The sequence below is a fragment of the Chitinophaga arvensicola genome (assembly GCF_900110835.1).
GTDB lineage: Bacteria > Bacteroidota > Bacteroidia > Chitinophagales > Chitinophagaceae > Chitinophaga > Chitinophaga arvensicola.
This window is the reverse complement of sequence record NZ_FOJG01000001.1, coordinates 2,438,410-2,454,527: the sequence shown is the minus strand read 5'-3', so window position 1 is coordinate 2,454,527 and position 16,118 is coordinate 2,438,410. Positions and strand designations below refer to the sequence as shown.

Genomic DNA, 16,118 nt, shown 5'->3' with positions numbered 1-16,118 from the left:
AGGAATTTATTTCTGCCCGTTTTCCTTTTCTATAGCGACCCAAAAAACAGTACCATATGTCAACATCCGATTATTGGTCCTCCCTGCATCCCACTACCCCACCAGCACTGGTGCAAAGCACCTACGCCAGTCTGCTGAAAGCTTACGGATCTTCCAGTCGCCATTATCACAACTGGTCACATATCCAACAGCTCATCCATCTTTACGAAACATACGTCCAACAGATCGCTGACCGGGAAGCCGTACTTTTTTCCATCTTCTTTCATGATATTATTTACAACGCCCGAAAATCAGATAACGAAGAAAAAAGCGCAGCGGCAGCGGTGGCACACCTGCAAAAAATTGGCTATCCGGTAGCACAAACGGAAAAAATCAGCGATTTCATCATCGCTACCAAAACACATCTGAATACCCATCAGGATCCGGACATCGATTATTTCCTGGATTTTGACCTTCAGATCCTGGGGAGCGATCCGGTTACATACCGGGCATACACCGGGCAAATACGACAGGAGTACCACATTTACCCCGACCTGCTCTATAAACCAGGGCGGAAAAAAGTACTCCAACACTTCCTGGAAAAGCCCGTTATATATGTAACACCGGTATTCAGGGAACTATACGAAACAAATGCCCGGCAGAACATCCAGGCGGAATTAAACACTTTATAATCAACAGATATGAATCGAATTGCGGTGTATTGCGGATCCAGTGCCGGACACAACCCCGTTTACATGGAACAGGCCCTTCAACTGGGCACAGCATTAGCTAAAAAGAACCTCACTGTAGTATACGGCGGCGCCCGGGTAGGACTGATGGGTGCGGTGGCAGATGGCGCCCTCAACGCCGGCGGAAAGGCCATTGGGGTGCTTCCTCATTTTCTGCAACAGAAAGAACTTGCGCATGCCGGCCTCACAGAATTGATCCTGGTAGATACCATGCATGAACGCAAAACAAAAATGAATGAACTCTGTGATGGCGTGATTGCCCTCCCCGGCGGCTTCGGCACTATGGAAGAGCTGTTCGAAATGCTTACCTGGGGACAACTGGGCCTGCATCGCAAGCCAATCGGCCTGCTGAATACCGATGGCTTTTACGATGACCTCATCAGTCTCGCCCGCAATATGTCGGAAAAAGGCTTCCTGACAGCGGAAAACAGGGATATGCTGTTGCACAGCGACAACATTGATGAACTGCTATCCAAACTGGAAAACTACCAGCCACCTTCCAAATCCAAATGGATTTCACCGGCACAGAGCTAGATCTCTTTTGCTTTCCAGAGCGGCTTTTGTAAGGTAAACCTGCGCACCAGGCTCACCCTGAAATTGCCGGTGCCGAATGTCTGGTAAGTATGCGGTATGGACATCCCGCTGCGGGTGTTCATACCTACATAGTGTACGCCTGCAAAGTAACGGCTGGAATTATATCCGAGCGAGGCCCGCACGGTATTACTGAACTGTAAGCCAACCTTCCGGCTGATATCGCCGTTTTCCATGAAAAGACTGGTCACATTTCCCCCCAAACCTGCCGTAAGCGACAGCGACAGGAAGAAGTGCTGGTGCACTACAAAGGTATATGCATAGCCCACATTGGCTGCCAGAGAGGAAATACCGGTTTTATAATAGTGTTCATCCCGCAGAAACATAGTATCCGCCATATTGGAGGGAATCAGTGAGGAATCACCTTTGATTCTGCCAAGAAACATTTCTCCGCCCACAATCAGGGAACCGGCGCTTTTCTTCTGGTATTCATTCTGCAGGTTGGGCGCCCGGTAGGAAAAACGTTTATCGTTGAAAATATAGCCCACATTCAATCCGAAGTCAATATTGCGGATATCCGGCCGCTGGGGATAAGGATTCTGCGCCGCATAGGTCTTTCCGAATACTTCCTGTGGATTGGCCACATAATAGCCTTTGTAATACTGCCCGTAAAAATCGACCACCAGTTTACGGAGATAGATATGCGACTGCAGATCAAGGTATTTTGTTTTGCCATACTTATCGTTGTGCTGATTGATAAAGGGCAGGTTAAACCCCAGGTTGATCCCCACGAAGCGGTAATTGGCGCCAAATCCAATGTTAAAAGGCGTATTGGGGCGGTACAGGATATCCGTTTTGGTTTTCCTGTCCATGATATCGTACTTGGTATACTTCCGGGAGCCATATAAGCGAAAGGTGATATCTTCCGTATGATCTTCGATGTACGCCGTATCATTCTCTGTTTTCAGCCATTTAAAGAATTTATTTTGCGCCGTTGCTTGCGCAGTGCACATTACAGATACTATCAGCCATACTAAAATTCGTAGGTTCATACACGTTGCAGGTTATGAATATTATAGATGATCAGGGAAGTTCAATGACTTCCAGTTGCTGGATGTTGCCTGCCTCCAGTTGAAAACGCAGCAGCGTTTTTACCTTATGCCATCCCTGTTGTCCGCAGGCTCCCGGATTCATGTGTAACAAATGAAGTGCCGGGTCCGGCATTACTTTCAGGATATGGGAATGCCCGCAGATAAACAGTTTGGCCGGATCCTTTTTCAGGGCCTCCTTCACACCGGGGGCATATTTCCCCGGATATCCGCCAATATGTGTCATCATAACCTCCACTCCTTCCAGGTTAAAACGCAGTATTTCGGGATAACGTATACGTATATCCGCGCCGTCGATATTGCCAAAAACGGCCCGGAAAGGTTTAAAAGCTTCCAGTTTATCGGCCAGATCCACATTACCGATATCGCCGGCATGCCAGATTTCATCTACTTCTTCAAAATACCGGAATACCTGCGGGTGCAGATAGCTGTGGGTATCTGACATGAGTCCTATCTTTTTCAACGGAGAATTGTATTAATTTTTTATTTTGGTAGCTATATGTTAAAGCAAAATACCCCTCATACAACCGCCTGTTTGCTCATTTGCTGTCCTGATCGTCCAGGTATAGTGGCCGGCGTATCGCAATTCCTGTACCTGTTGGGTGCAAATATACTGGATGCAAGTCAACACAGTACCGATCCCCGCGAAGGATTATTTTTTATGCGCATGGAATTCCAGGTAGAGCACCTTGATAAATCCGCACTGGAAGCGGCTTTTCAGGAACAGGTAGCCACGCCGTTACAAATGGAATGGAAAATAGATTACAGTGATCGTCGGAAACGGATGGCCATCATGGTATCTGCCTACGATCATTGTTTGCTGGAATTATTATGGAGATGGAAAAGCGGTGAGCTGTCCGTAGATATCCCGCTCGTGATCTCGAATCACCCTTCCCTGGAAAAAGAATGCACCGCGCTGGATATCCCGTTTCATTACCTGCCCGTAAACCAGGACAACAAAGCATTACAGGAACGCGCCGCTGTTCGCCTCCTGGAAGAACACGCGGTTGATTTCACGGTGCTGGCCAGGTATATGCAGATCCTGTCGCCACAGTTTGTGAGCCACTATCCTCAACGCATCATCAATATCCATCACTCCTTTTTACCAGCTTTTGCAGGTGCAAGACCTTACCTCAACGCCTATACGAGAGGTGTAAAACTGATTGGCGCTACCGCGCACTATGTCACCAATGAGCTGGACGAAGGCCCCATTATTGAACAGGATGTGGCCAGGGTAAGCCATAAACACCGGGTGGAAGACCTGGTGATGCTGGGACGTGATATTGAACGACAGGTGCTCACCCGCGCCGTAAAATCGCATATCGATAACCGGGTGATCCTCCACGGAAATAAGACGATCGTGTTTTAGACAGTGGAATCGCGTTTGCAGGGAACCTCCATTTCCTGTAACTTGCCCGGAACGTAAAAAAATGACCACATACTATTCCTTCACTGATCTGCAGCTGGTAGATCTCCTGAAAGACAGCGATGACGCTGCTTTCACAGAGATCTACCACCGCTATGCTGAAAAGCTGACGGGATTTGCAAGTGCCAAACTATATAACCTCGAAGAACCACGCGATATCATCCACGATGTTTTTGTAAAGTTGTGGGAAGAAAGAAAAACGTTAACCATCACCCGGAATTTAGAAGCTTACCTTTTTACACTTGTCCGCTACCGGGTGATCGACAAGATCCGGAAAAATATTACCCGGGAAGATTACACAGAAATGATGCTGGCGCTGCAAACCAGCCTGGCAGCCGCACCAGAGCAACAGATGGCCGTAAAAAAACTGAAGGAACACTTTGCAAAGGCGCTGGACAAACTATCGCCAAGAGTAAAAGAGATTTACCTATTGAGCCGGGAAGCGCATCTCAGCATTCCCGAAATAGCGGATAAACTCCAGCTATCTGAACAAACTGTAAAAAATCAACTCACCGTTGCGCTGAAACATCTGCGCGAGTCATTGACACTCCTGTCTGCATCTGCACTGGTCGCGTGGTGCCTGCATTGATATCTCCCGGAAAAAATTTTATTTTTTTATAGTACTACATGCTGGTTCATACGGCTATTGTGAAATCCGATGTCATGAACCGCAATATAGAAGCGTTGTTAGACCGCTACCGGCAAGGCAACACTACCGTTGAAGAAAACCAGCTGATTGAAAAATGGCTGGCAGAAAACGGGGTAGCAGATCCTGCCTGGCAACGCCTGGCCCCCGCTGATAAAGAACAATGGCTGGCCGATGTACTCACGGACGTGAAAGCAACGATCGGAAGTAATCAGCCGGTAAGAAAGTTGGTTCCATCGCACCGCTACCTATGGTACAAACTAGCGGGAGCCGCGGCCGTGTTATTAGTAGTATTTGCGGTGTGGTCAAGGTTTTCCGGGCAACCGGCTTTGCCCAAAGACCTCGCTGTGGTATCCATCCCCAGGGATCAGAAAAAACAGATCACACTGGCAGATGGCAGCAGGGTATGGCTCAATGCAGGCGCCGAATTAAAGTATCCTGCTGTATTCAGCGAAAAAGCAAGAGAAGTTTATCTATCGGGAGAAGCCTATTTCGATGTACAACATGACCCCGCCAAACCTTTCCTTATTCATACCGGGAAAGTACTCACCACTGTATTGGGAACAGCGTTTAATATTAAAGCAGACAAAGACCAGCAAACAGTGGAAGTAACCGTGAGCAAAGGAAAAGTGAGTGTGGAAGATGCTGGTAAACTGTTAGGTATTCTTACCAGTAACCAACAGATCAGCCTGGACCTGGTGAGTGGCAAATTTGCGGAGAAAACAGTGAATGCCAATACGGTTATCGCCTGGCAAGGCAACGAAATGTCGTTCGACGATATCACTTTTGCCGATGCCGCCCTGCAATTACAACAACACTTTCATGTAAAAATCAGCTTTAACAATGAAAAATTAAAAGCCTGCCGCTTTAGTGGAAGTACCCTGAAAGGGGATCAGCTGGATAAAATACTGGATGTCATCACCGGCTTTAATAACGCCACCTGGCAAAGGAAACCGGATGGACTGATTGTTATTTACGGAGATGGATGCACCGAATAACGCATCATTAAAATCTATTTATACAGGAAAGCCTTCAGTGGCGTATCAACAAAAAATAACCTGTAAACCGACGGCCATCGGCTTACAGGTTCCCGGATAACCGGTGCTTTAAACAATTCGGAATCACTTAAAACATTTTAAAATTATGAAAAATTCTGCAAACGTGTGGAATGAGGGGATGTTATATGCACATCTCATGAGAATATTATTTAAAAACAAACAATTCATCACCTGGTTAATGCGTGTAAGTTTTATCATATTGCTTTTCCTCCTCACTTCTTTGCAGTTGCTCACAGCTGCTACCGTACACGGTCAGCGTATGAGCGACTATAAAGTAACGCTGAAGCTGGAAAAGGAAAGTTTGCTGACCGGGCTAAAGATGATCGAGGCACAAAGCAATTTCCGGTTCTATTACCGGAAAGCGGAAATAAAGCAAATCACCGGCCTCGATATCGCTTCCGGTAGCCGTACTATAGAAGATCTCCTGACTGAAATGCTGAAAAATACCAACCTCTCCTTCCGCCAGATTGAGAATAATATTTTACTCGAAAAACGCCATCAGCAGGCAGATTACACCGTGCAGGGACGGGTATTGGGTCCGGATCAAAAACCGGTAGACCTGGTCACGATTACAGTCACCAGCATAGTCAATCCCAATATCAGTTCCGCTGCATTGGCAGACACCGGCGGCAGGTTCAGCCTGAAAGTTCCGGAACAGGGCGATTACCTGCTGAAAGCAGCGTCGCCGTTCACCGATAGTTTCACACAACGGATCACTATCAGCAATAACGCGCTGCTGCAATTACCGGATATTATCCTCAGCGGCCCCACTATCCAGTTAAAAGGAGTGGAGATTAAAGAAAAGAAACAGCTGATCAGCCGGTCGCTCGATAAATTGACATTAAATGTAGAAGGCAGCGTTTATGAAAAAGGAGAAAATGCGCTGCGGTTATTCAACGTAATTCCCGGTGTATATGTAAACGGAAAAGACATTACGTTCCGTGGCAGTGAAAGCGTTACGGTATATGTGGATAACCGGAGAATCCTCCTGCCGGGAGAACAGCTGCTCACCTACCTACGGTCTATTCCCTCAGAATCCATTAAATCGTACGAGCTAAAAGCCGTTCCTGGCGCTGAAAACGACGCACAGCACGCAGGTGTCATCATCAATATTGTCTTAAAATCCGAGTATAGATACGGCCTTACCGGCAATGTCAATACCGGCTATTGGTATAATGGCAACAGCAATGGCAAAGGATCATCGTTTGTAAACTACCGGGCAGGAAAATTCAATCTCCAGGGAAGTTTCAACTATGCACGCGTGCCTGCTTTTTATGAAGACGAAGCGAAGCAAACCATCAATGCCACTGGCGTTACCAGCCAACAGACCGAGAAATATAAGGAGCATTATCATTCACTGGGATTCAATACAGCCGTCGATTATAAAATCAGTGATAAACAAACAGTGGGCGTCAGTTACAACATGTTCACCAATCCGGGCGATATCAGTAACATCACAACTACCGGTATCGACTATATGAACAAGGTAAAAGCCAACACCATCGATTCTTCCTTCAATACCACCAAAAGCACCGACTTCCGCTACATCAACCAGATGGCGAATGCGTTTTACCGGAATAAACTGGATACCCTCGGCAGCAAGCTGGATGTTGGCTACAGCTATATCTATTATGGCCTGAGAGATCCTTCTGCAATAGAAACCCGTTTCCTGAACAGTGCAGGCGCTGAGTTTCATCCGCCCGACAGCCTGTTTACCAAAACGCTCGGCACCTCCATGATACACGTGGCAAACATCGACCTCGAAAAACATTTCCTGCATTCGCTGATACTGAATGCAGGCGCCAAATACACCGGTTCCAAAACAGATTATTCCATGGACTTCCGCAAAGGATTGAATGATAAAGCGCCACTGGATACCTCACAGTCGAACCGTTTCCTCTATAACGAAAACATCCTTGCATTTTACGGAACGCTGTCAAAATCATTTAAGCAATGGGACGTAAAAATTGGATTAAGAGCGGAGCAAACCGATTACAACGGCAGGTCTGTGACCACCGGTGAAACTATTGGGCGTAATCAATGGAACCTGTTTCCATCGGCCTATATCAACCGGAGACTCACAGATGATCATGCTTTCACGCTGGCTTATAACAGGAGCATAGAACGCCCCGGGTTCAGGCAGCTGAATCCTTTTATTACGTATACCAGTCCTAATACCGTTTGGGAAGGAAATCCCAACCTGTTGCCGTATTACAGCAACAATGTGCAACTGGAATACCTGTTAAAAAATAAGTACTCCTTCACAGCTGGCTATCAAAATACCGCCAATGCCATTTCTACGAAAGTGACCAACAAGGGAGATATGATTATTTCCAGAGATGAGAATATGAACGACAACAGCAACGTTTTCCTTTCGATGTACATTCCTCTGAAGATCACCCGGTGGTGGGAATTCAATACCAATACTACCCTGAGATACCGGACTATCGATGTGTATGGTAATCCGGAAGTTCACCGGTCGAAGTTTACACAGAATATATGGGGCACCAATAAATTCAGCCTGCCCAACAAATACTTTTTAGAGATCTCCGGCAATTACAGCAGCGCCGATTTTCATGATATCTACGATCAGTTTGGTGTGGGCAAAGTGGATCTGGCTATCCGGAAAAATTTCCTGAAAGACCGGCTAACTGCTATCGTAGAATTGCAGGATCCTTTTCATCTCTATCAACCAGGATATGAAGTGAATACACCCGAGTTTACCAGGAACGTGATAAGAAGACGGCTGGACTACACAAGATATGTTGGAATTTTCATCACGTACAATTTTTCCAGTGGCAGAAAGCAAAGCAACAAAGAACAGGTAGATGCTGCAGGTAATGAAGCAAGGAGAAGATTGTAATACATATGAGAGAAGCCTTTATATTAGCTTTTCTAATTAATAAAAACCAAATGAGAATCAGAAATTTCGCACTCCCTATCTTGCTGTGCCTGTTTAGCTGTAAGAAAGACTCAACGAGTGAAAATCCACCTGCAACTGCGACTAAAAGCAGCGAAAAAAAAGTGTTGTCGTTTAAATTTACCGCTACAAAACCTGAGGCGGTTGGCACCGTAGATGAGGGCGCCAAAAAGATCACAGTGAGTGTGCCATATGGTACCGTAGTCACTTCCCTTCAACCGGTTATTACGATTTCAGAAAAGGCCAGCATTAATAATACCGCAGCTGCCGACTTTTCAAAGGTAGTGACTTATAAAGTGACGGCAGAAGATGGCAGTACACAGGATTACCAGGTAACAACAACGGTTAACAATGCCAAATTCAGTGTTGATAATTATACTGGGCCTACAGAACTGGAAGCCGGTAACGGATCGTTTTTATTAAAAGGCAATGGCTTTGGTACAGAAGCGGCAAAGGTGGAGGTAATACTCACCAATAAAACCACCGCCCTGAATACAGCGATTACTATTTTCTCCGTGCTTGATAATAAAAATATAGGGTTTAACATCCCCGCCACTCTACCCCTGGCCACTTATTCCGTTCAGGTGGTGATCAATGGCGAAGCCGTGCCGGTGCCCGTTACATTAACGATTGTACAGGCAGCCCCTATCATTGAATCACTGAGCGCTGCTTCCTTAGAGCAAAAAGAAACTTTAACCATCAATGGCCGTTTCTTTGCACCAGGCAATACCTTGTCATTGACCTTCAAGTCAAAAGCCGATGGTACCGTTTATACGATCAACTATCCCAGCGAAGCTATTGTCAGCGCCACCACTGCGAAAATAGAAGTTAAGCTGGCGGGTATTCCCGGTGGCAAATATACCGTACAGGTGAACTCAAACAATAAAACATCCGCTGCTAAAGATATAGAAGTGGTGGCCCCCGTTGTTGCCAATAAACCCACGATTATTAAAATTAACAGGTCCAGTAATCCGGATGGCGCCAGCTTCCGGATGGATGATGTGATGGTGATACTTGTAAAGTATATCAGCATGACACCTGATCCTACGGTTAAATTTGTGCCGGTAAATGGCGGTCCGGTGTACGTCAGAACAGGCCGTATTTCTGCCCAGAGCATGGAAGGTTCCGACGTAAGATTCCAGGTGGATGCTACTTTGCCTAAAGGCAGCTATAAAATTGTGATTGAACAGAACGGCAAAACCAGCGAGGAATGCCAGGACATTATCAAAATAATATAAGTTCAGAAAGTATACCGGGTACGCCTATACCCGGTATACTTTTTTTACCGGGTCAATTCAGGGTAGCTTCGTTTTAAATAGTTAACTTTAGTAACGATGCTACATACTACTTTATATCATTATCTCCGCAAGGAATGCGATACGGTAACAGCCGCCTACAACACACTGCAGCAGGCTCCCGGCGATGCAGATGCCATTCATGCCATGCGGGTTGGCGTTAAAAAACTGCGCGCTTTTTTCTCACTGGTAACACAACTGCCGGATTATTCCTTCGGCGCCGGCAAACACCTGAAAGAGGCACGCCTGATACAGTCTATCGGCGGGGCTTCCAGGGATACGCATCTACAGGAAAAACACTTACGTGCCTACGAGAAAAAAGTGGACTGGCGCTTTTCCTTTGCGCACCTGTTGCTACAAAACAAAGCGGCTACCGCCGATGAAATGATGGAAGCAACCGTAAAATTCAGTTCGTTGAAAAAGTTAGGAACACTGCCGGAAAGATTTAAAGCAGCTATTGCAGACATCGATCCTGATGCAGCTACGCCTGCGCTGATCGGTTTCTTAAAGCAGCAACATGAGCAGATTATTATCCCCTCCAGCCGTGCGCATCATACGGTATGGCATGGTGTGAGAAAAAAAGTAAAGGCGTTATACTACCACCTGAATATACTTGAGCAGCTGCTACCCGCCACTTTTACAGTTCACCTGCTGCCACCGGCCCGTGAGGCAGGTGAACTGTTGGGACAATGGCATGATACCAGCGAATTATTACTGTTTGTAAAAGCTACAGTGGCACAATTGAAAAAGGAGAAAATCACCTTACCGGTGAATGCACAACAACTGGTGCAATTACTGGACACAGACAGGAAGGAACAATTGGCACAATGCGCCAGGCAGGTAAAGGTTTTAGCGGCCAGCCTGTAAACCGGCCGCTTTCTGTATACTAAAATGGCTCTTCGCCACAGTACGCCATTACGGTTTCAAAAATCAAAGAAGCCGCCAGTTTAGCCGTACGATTATCTATATCGAGCGAAGGATTTAATTCTGCGATATCCACACCTGCTACTTTTCCACTTTCCATGATCTTGCGGTAGCATTGCAGGAACAAGCCTCCCGGCAGAATACCGTTGTAGGCGGTGGCGCTTACTCCCGGCGCAAACGCAGCCGAAAATACATCCAGACAGGTAGTCAGGTATACCTTCTCCACCTGCGATAAAAAATGCTGAATAGCTGCCAGCAGCGTGTCTTTATCTTGCAGGTGAAACGCATCTGCACTTACATAGGTAGCTTCTTCTTCGCCCGCAATATTAAACAGCTGGCGGGTATTCCCGTTCTTCTGGATACCGAGGGCGAGGTAATGAAAAGGTACTCCGGCCTGTTTGGCGTCCTGCGCCAGTTGCCAGAAGCCGGTACCGGAGCTGGCGCCTTCTTCTCCGGGCACCCGGATATCAAAATGCGCATCGAAATTGATGAATCCAACGGGCCGTTTTCCGGCAAACTGCCGGATACCACTGGCATGACCATACGTAATTTCATGACCGCCACCCAGCAGCAAAGGCAGGTAACCCGCAGTAAGAATGGCTTTCACCGCCTCGCTCAGCACCTGTTGCGCGTTCTCCAGTTCTCCGTTTACACAGATAATATTACCGGCATCCAGTAACAGCGTTTGTGCGTTGAAGTGAACCGGGAAATTGGCAATAGCTTTCCTAAGTGCTGCTGGCCCTTCAGCTGCGCCTACACGGCCTTTGTTACGGCGAACGCCTTCGTCGCTGGCAAAACCCAGCAATACAATTCCTTTCTGACCGGGCGTTAATGCCGGCAATGGTTGCTGTAAGAGGTTGATTACCTGAACGACCTGATGCCAGCGAAGCAGATCCGGGTCGGTACCATCGGTACGACCGGTCCATGCACTGATATCTGTGGGTTGATAGCTTTCCTTTGTTATCATAATTACGGTACTAAAACGCCTTTTTTCCATACCATGGCCGGTTTCATTTTGCCCTGATAATAAAGAATATCGCGGTAATCTGCGGTTGGATAAGCCTGCAGATCTGCCGCGTAACCTGCTATCAGCTGGCCGGCATCTTTCAGTTGCAATGCGGGGGCTGCTCTCACCGTGAGGGCGGCCAGTACTTCTGCGGTAGATAATTTTTCCGCAGCACTCATCACAGCGGCTTGTACCAGTAAATCGCCCATGGGCGCAGATCCAGGATTCCAATCGCTTGCAATGGCCACACATGCGCCTGCATTCAGCAATTTACGGGCGGGTGCATATTGCATGCCCAGTCCCAGTGAAGCACCCGGCAAAACTACGGCAACCGTATCAGATTTCGCCAGTAAAGCGATTTCTTTTTCACTGCTGGCTTCCAGGTGATCGGCAGATAAGGCTTGCGCATTTACCGCCACTTCCGCGCCGCCGGCACTGAACTGATCGGCATGCACCGTAGCCGCAAAGCCTTGCTGCATGGCCTGTTGCAGGAAATGCGCCGCCGCTTTCGCAGAAAATGCGGTTTCTTCAATAAAGATATCCACACGGTTACTCAGCTGCTCCTGTTGTATGACAGGTAATAATTCCGTAAGCACCCATTGCAGGTATTCCTCTTCGGTACCTTCATAGTCACGCGGTTTCATATGCGCCGCCAGACAGGTAGAGATCAGCGTAGCCGGTGTATGCATCCCTGCCTGTTGTATAGCACGCAGCATTTTCAATTCACTCTCCAGACTCAGTCCGTACCCGCTTTTTACTTCTATGGTCGTCACCCCTTCTTTCAGGTGCCGGTTGGCCCGGGCCACCGTATTTTCTGTGAGGGTAACGATGTCGGCTACACGTGTTTTGGTGACAGAATCCCAGATGCCACCACCGGCGCGGGCTATTTCCAGGTAGCTTTTGCCGGCAATGCGCATGGCATAGTCGCGGCTGCGGGTACCATCATAACAAATGTGCGTATGACAATCAATAAACCCCGGCAATAATACCTGTGGCGTATCGATAAAAGCGATTTCACTATCCGGATACTTTTGTAATAAAGATTTGTATTCCGCTATCGCCACTATCTCCCCATTCTCCACTACGATACCACCTTTGGGAATCACGGTTAACTGCTCATCCTGCAGGGTGCCTTTGAGAGAGAGGCCTGTCATAGGAAGGATCTGTGCAAAAGGACCGATTAATGTTTTCATGAACGCCGGATTAATTGACAGCAGCCGGTTTACACCGGCTGCTGCTGCGATTAAATATTGATACCAAATTTATCTCCCCATTCCTGTGCCTTTTCATAGCCGGCATCTGCATGACGGAAAATGCCAAGGGCCGGATCATTGAAGAGTACACGGCGTAAACAATCGGCTGCCCGATCAGTACCATCTGCCAGCACTACCATGCCTGCATGTTGGGAATATCCCATACCTACACCACCGCCATGATGGAAGGATACCCAGGTAGCGCCGCCACCGGTATTGGCCATCAGGTTAAGCAGGGTCCAGTCGCTCACGGCATCGGAACCATCTTTCATAGATTCCGTTTCCCGGTTGGGAGAAGCCACAGAGCCACAGTCCAGGTGATCGCGGCCAATTACGATCGGCGCTTTCACTTTGCCTGTTCTCACGAGTTCATTAAAAATAAGACCGGCTTTTTCGCGCTCACCCATACCCAGCCAGCAGATGCGGGCAGGTAATCCCTGAAATGCTACTTTTTCCTGTGCCTGTTTCAGCCAGTTGATCAGGTGCGTATTTTCCGGGAACGCTTCCATCAGCGCCCGGTCTGTAGTGTAAATATCTTCCGGATCGCCGGAGAGGGCCACCCAGCGGAAAGGTCCTTTTCCTTCACAGAACAGCGGACGGATATACGCCGGTGTGAACCCGGGGAAGTTGAAGGCATTGGGCTCTCCTCCTTCACGGGCAAACTCACGCAGGTTGTTACCGTAGTCGAAAGTAACAGCGCCTTTCTGCTGCAGCTGCAACATAAAGCCTACGTGACGGGCCATGCTTTTCAGCGACAGCTCCTTATATTTCACCGCATCACTCTTACGCAGGTCCAGTGCGGCCTGCAGCGTCATGCCATTAGGTACATAGCCATTCAGCGGATCATGTGCAGAAGTCTGGTCCGTAAGAATATCCGGGATGAGGTTATCTTTCAGCATTCTTTCCAGCATATCGCCGGCATCGCTCACCAGCCCGATCGACAATGCCTCACCCTTGGCCTGGGCTTCTTTTGCCCATTGGATAGCCTCTTCATAAGAATAAGTCATGCGGTCGATATAGCGGGTATCCAGGCGTTTCTGAATGCGCGTAGGATCAATATCGGCGCCGATAAATACCGCACCGGCCATCGTAGCCGCCAGTGGCTGCGCGCCGCCCATACCGCCGATGCCGGCAGTAACCAGCAGTTTACCGGCCAGGCTACCATTAAAATGCTGACGTCCGCACTCCATAAAGGTTTCATAGGTACCCTGAAGGATGCCTTGTGTACCGATATAGATCCAGCTACCGGCTGTCATCTGTCCGTACATCATCAGACCTTTGGAACGCAGTTCGTTGAAATGCTCCCAGGTGGCCCATTTCGGCACCAGGTTACTGTTGGCCAGCATTACTCTCGGCGCCTGTGGATGTGTGCGTACAATACCTACGGGTTTACCGGATTGCACCAGCAAAGAATGCTCGTCGTCCAGCGTCAGTAATATTTCTATAATTTTTTGCAGGGATTCGCGGTTACGCGCTGCCTGACCGATACCACCGTATACCACAAGTTCATCGGGGTTTTCGGCTACTTCTGCATCGAGGTTGTTGAGCAACATGCGCAGGGGCGCTTCGGTTTGCCAGGATCTGGCGTGCAGCTGTGCACCATGAGGCGCTTTATAATGCGGGTGCGCTGCATATGTTTTAATAAAGTCCAAACTGGTCATTATAAAGTCCGTTTAAGTTAAGTTGATGGTTAGCGGCTGCTTCATTGGCTACGCGTACGAGTGACTGATCTTTCACGATCTGGTGCAGGGCTGCAATATCATTGGCGAAGATGCGGTCCTTATCTGCAAAGGCAACATGAGTACGGGTGTACTGATGCACGGCTTCCAGTACCGGGCTGGATTTCAGCGGGCGGCGGAAATCCACTGCCTGTGCGGCATACAGTAATTCTATCGCGAGAATATATTCGAGGTTGCCAATCACCTGGTTCAGCTTACGGCCACTGATGGAGCCCATGGATACATGGTCTTCCTGTCCGAGGGAAGTAGGCACGCTATCTGCGCTGGCAGGGAAACACAGTGTTTTATTTTCGGTAACCAGGGCAGCGGTGGTGTATTGCGGTATCATGAAACCGGAGTTGAGACCGGCATCCTGGATGAGTAATTTAGGCAGGCCATATCTCCCTTCAATCATCATATAACAACGGCGGTCGGAAATATTACCCAGTTCCGCAGCAGCTACGGTGGCGTAATCCAGGGGCAATGCCATGGGCTGCCCGTGAAAGTTACCACCACTGATGGTATCTTCCGCGCTGAAGATGATCGGGTTATCAGTCACGGCATTCAGTTCGATCGTAGTGAGTTCCTGCAAGTGCTGCCAGGCGGTACGGGAAGCGCCGTGTACCTGTGGCATACAACGCAGGGAATAAGGGTCCTGTACGCGGCCACAGTCTACATGCGAAGACATGATCTCCGAATTATCCAGCAATGTTTTTAAACGATGCGCTACCAGCTGGTTGCCGGGATACGGACGGATGGCGTGTAAGCGGGGATCGAATGGTTTGGCGGTACCCATCAGTCCTTCGAGCGATAAGGCGCCGATGATATCAGCAGCTTCCAGCGCGTTATGCAGGCGTTGTACTGCTTTTACGGCAAAAGAGAGAATAAACTGTGTACCGTTGATCAGCGCCAGTCCTTCCTTAGGACCTAATACCACCGGTTGAATGCCTTCCTGCTGCATCATATCGGCAGTAGCGGTTTTCTGGCCGTGGTACATCACATGCCCCAGTCCTATCAGCGGCAGGAACAGGTGCGATAACGGCGCCAGGTCGCCGGAGGCGCCCACAGAGCCTTTCTCCGGTACCAGGGGTGTTACCTGGTGATCGATATGCCAGATGATTCTTTCGAGGGTAGACAATGCCACGCCGGAGTAACCTTGTGCCAGTGCCTGCACTTTGGTGATGAGCATGATGCGGGCAATTTCTTCCGGAATACTTTCTCCTACGCCTACACTATGACTTTGCAGGATATTGTATTGCAGGGCGCGGGTATCTTCTTCCGAAATTTTGGTATCACACAAGGGACCGAAACCGGTGTTGATACCATATACCGTAGTATGCTGTGCTACGATGGTTTGTACATACCCGAAGCTGGTTTGTACACGTGTAATGACTTCCGGTACAAGTATTCCTTTCACTTTGCCGGCCGCAATATTGATGGCGGTGGCAACAGTGAGCTGGTCGATACCGTACTTAAAAATATCACTCATGGTCAATAGATTTTT

Annotated in this window: 14 protein-coding genes; 8 read left to right on the top strand and 6 right to left on the bottom strand. The window is 48.3% G+C overall.

Translation table 11 applies throughout. The annotated features are described in order from the left end of the window. The first annotated feature begins 56 nt into the window (after positions 1–56). Both BMW79_RS10370 and BMW79_RS10365 read left to right on the top strand, forming a co-directional pair. Complete coding sequence (locus BMW79_RS10370; RefSeq protein ID WP_089894153.1) at positions 57–671, top strand: HD domain-containing protein; 615 nt, start codon at positions 57–59, stop codon at positions 669–671. 9 nt (positions 672–680) lie between these two features. Continuing rightward, positions 681–1,262 (top strand): LOG family protein, encoded by a 582-nt coding sequence (locus BMW79_RS10365; protein WP_089894150.1) that lies wholly within the window; start codon positions 681–683, stop codon positions 1,260–1,262. Here BMW79_RS10365 and BMW79_RS10360 read toward each other — a convergent pair. Then, entirely contained in the window at positions 1,259–2,311 is a 1,053-nt protein-coding gene (locus BMW79_RS10360) for a DUF4421 domain-containing protein (protein WP_089894147.1), read from the bottom strand. The two genes, BMW79_RS10365 and BMW79_RS10360, sit on opposite strands and share 4 nt — an antisense overlap. 31 nt (positions 2,312–2,342) lie before the next feature. Beyond that, positions 2,343–2,813, bottom strand: a complete 471-nt coding sequence (locus tag BMW79_RS10355) for a metallophosphoesterase family protein (protein WP_262487470.1) — start codon at positions 2,811–2,813, stop codon at positions 2,343–2,345. Positions 2,814–2,867: 54 nt separating this feature from the next. Between BMW79_RS10355 and purU the strand changes: the two genes are divergently transcribed. The 6 genes from purU to BMW79_RS10325 all read left to right on the top strand — a co-directional run bounded on the left by purU (position 2,868) and on the right by BMW79_RS10325 (position 10,580). Further along, positions 2,868–3,737 (top strand): formyltetrahydrofolate deformylase, encoded by an 870-nt coding sequence (gene purU, locus BMW79_RS10350; RefSeq protein ID WP_089894141.1) that lies wholly within the window; start codon positions 2,868–2,870, stop codon positions 3,735–3,737. A 61-nt stretch (positions 3,738–3,798) separates the two neighbouring features. Continuing rightward, a complete protein-coding gene (locus BMW79_RS10345; protein WP_089894138.1) occupies positions 3,799–4,383 on the top strand; it encodes an RNA polymerase sigma-70 factor in 585 nt (194 codons plus the stop codon). A gap of 74 nt (positions 4,384–4,457) precedes the next feature. Continuing rightward, on the top strand, positions 4,458–5,438 hold the full coding sequence (locus BMW79_RS10340; protein WP_177192108.1) for a FecR family protein: 981 nt from the start codon (positions 4,458–4,460) through the stop codon (positions 5,436–5,438). A 145-nt stretch (positions 5,439–5,583) separates the two neighbouring features. After that, positions 5,584–8,361, top strand: a complete 2,778-nt coding sequence (locus tag BMW79_RS10335) for an outer membrane beta-barrel family protein (RefSeq protein WP_089894132.1) — start codon at positions 5,584–5,586, stop codon at positions 8,359–8,361. Positions 8,362–8,411: 50 nt separating this feature from the next. Then, positions 8,412–9,656, top strand: a complete 1,245-nt coding sequence (locus BMW79_RS10330; RefSeq protein WP_089894129.1) for a DUF5018 domain-containing protein — start codon at positions 8,412–8,414, stop codon at positions 9,654–9,656. 96 nt (positions 9,657–9,752) lie between these two features. After that, positions 9,753–10,580 (top strand): CHAD domain-containing protein, encoded by an 828-nt coding sequence (locus BMW79_RS10325; protein WP_089894127.1) that lies wholly within the window; start codon positions 9,753–9,755, stop codon positions 10,578–10,580. Between the two features lie 19 nt (positions 10,581–10,599). On the opposite strand, the gene hutG is transcribed toward BMW79_RS10325, so the two are convergent. The 4 genes from hutG to hutH are packed head-to-tail and all read right to left on the bottom strand — an operon-like array spanning position 10,600 to position 16,103. After that, positions 10,600–11,604, bottom strand: a complete 1,005-nt coding sequence (gene hutG, locus BMW79_RS10320) for a formimidoylglutamase (protein WP_089894124.1) — start codon at positions 11,602–11,604, stop codon at positions 10,600–10,602. A gap of 2 nt (positions 11,605–11,606) precedes the next feature. Then, on the bottom strand, positions 11,607–12,836 hold the full coding sequence (hutI, locus tag BMW79_RS10315; RefSeq protein ID WP_089894121.1) for an imidazolonepropionase: 1,230 nt from the start codon (positions 12,834–12,836) through the stop codon (positions 11,607–11,609). Positions 12,837–12,886: 50 nt separating this feature from the next. Beyond that, positions 12,887–14,557 carry a urocanate hydratase gene (hutU, locus tag BMW79_RS10310; RefSeq protein WP_089894118.1) on the bottom strand — a complete coding sequence of 557 codons (1,671 nt, stop codon included), beginning with the start codon at positions 14,555–14,557 and terminating at the stop codon, positions 12,887–12,889. Next, positions 14,535–16,103: a histidine ammonia-lyase gene (hutH, locus tag BMW79_RS10305; protein WP_089894116.1), complete on the bottom strand. Its 1,569-nt coding sequence runs from the start codon at positions 16,101–16,103 to the stop codon at positions 14,535–14,537. Before hutH ends, hutU begins: the two co-directional genes overlap by 23 nt. Positions 16,104–16,118: the final 15 nt, after the last annotated feature.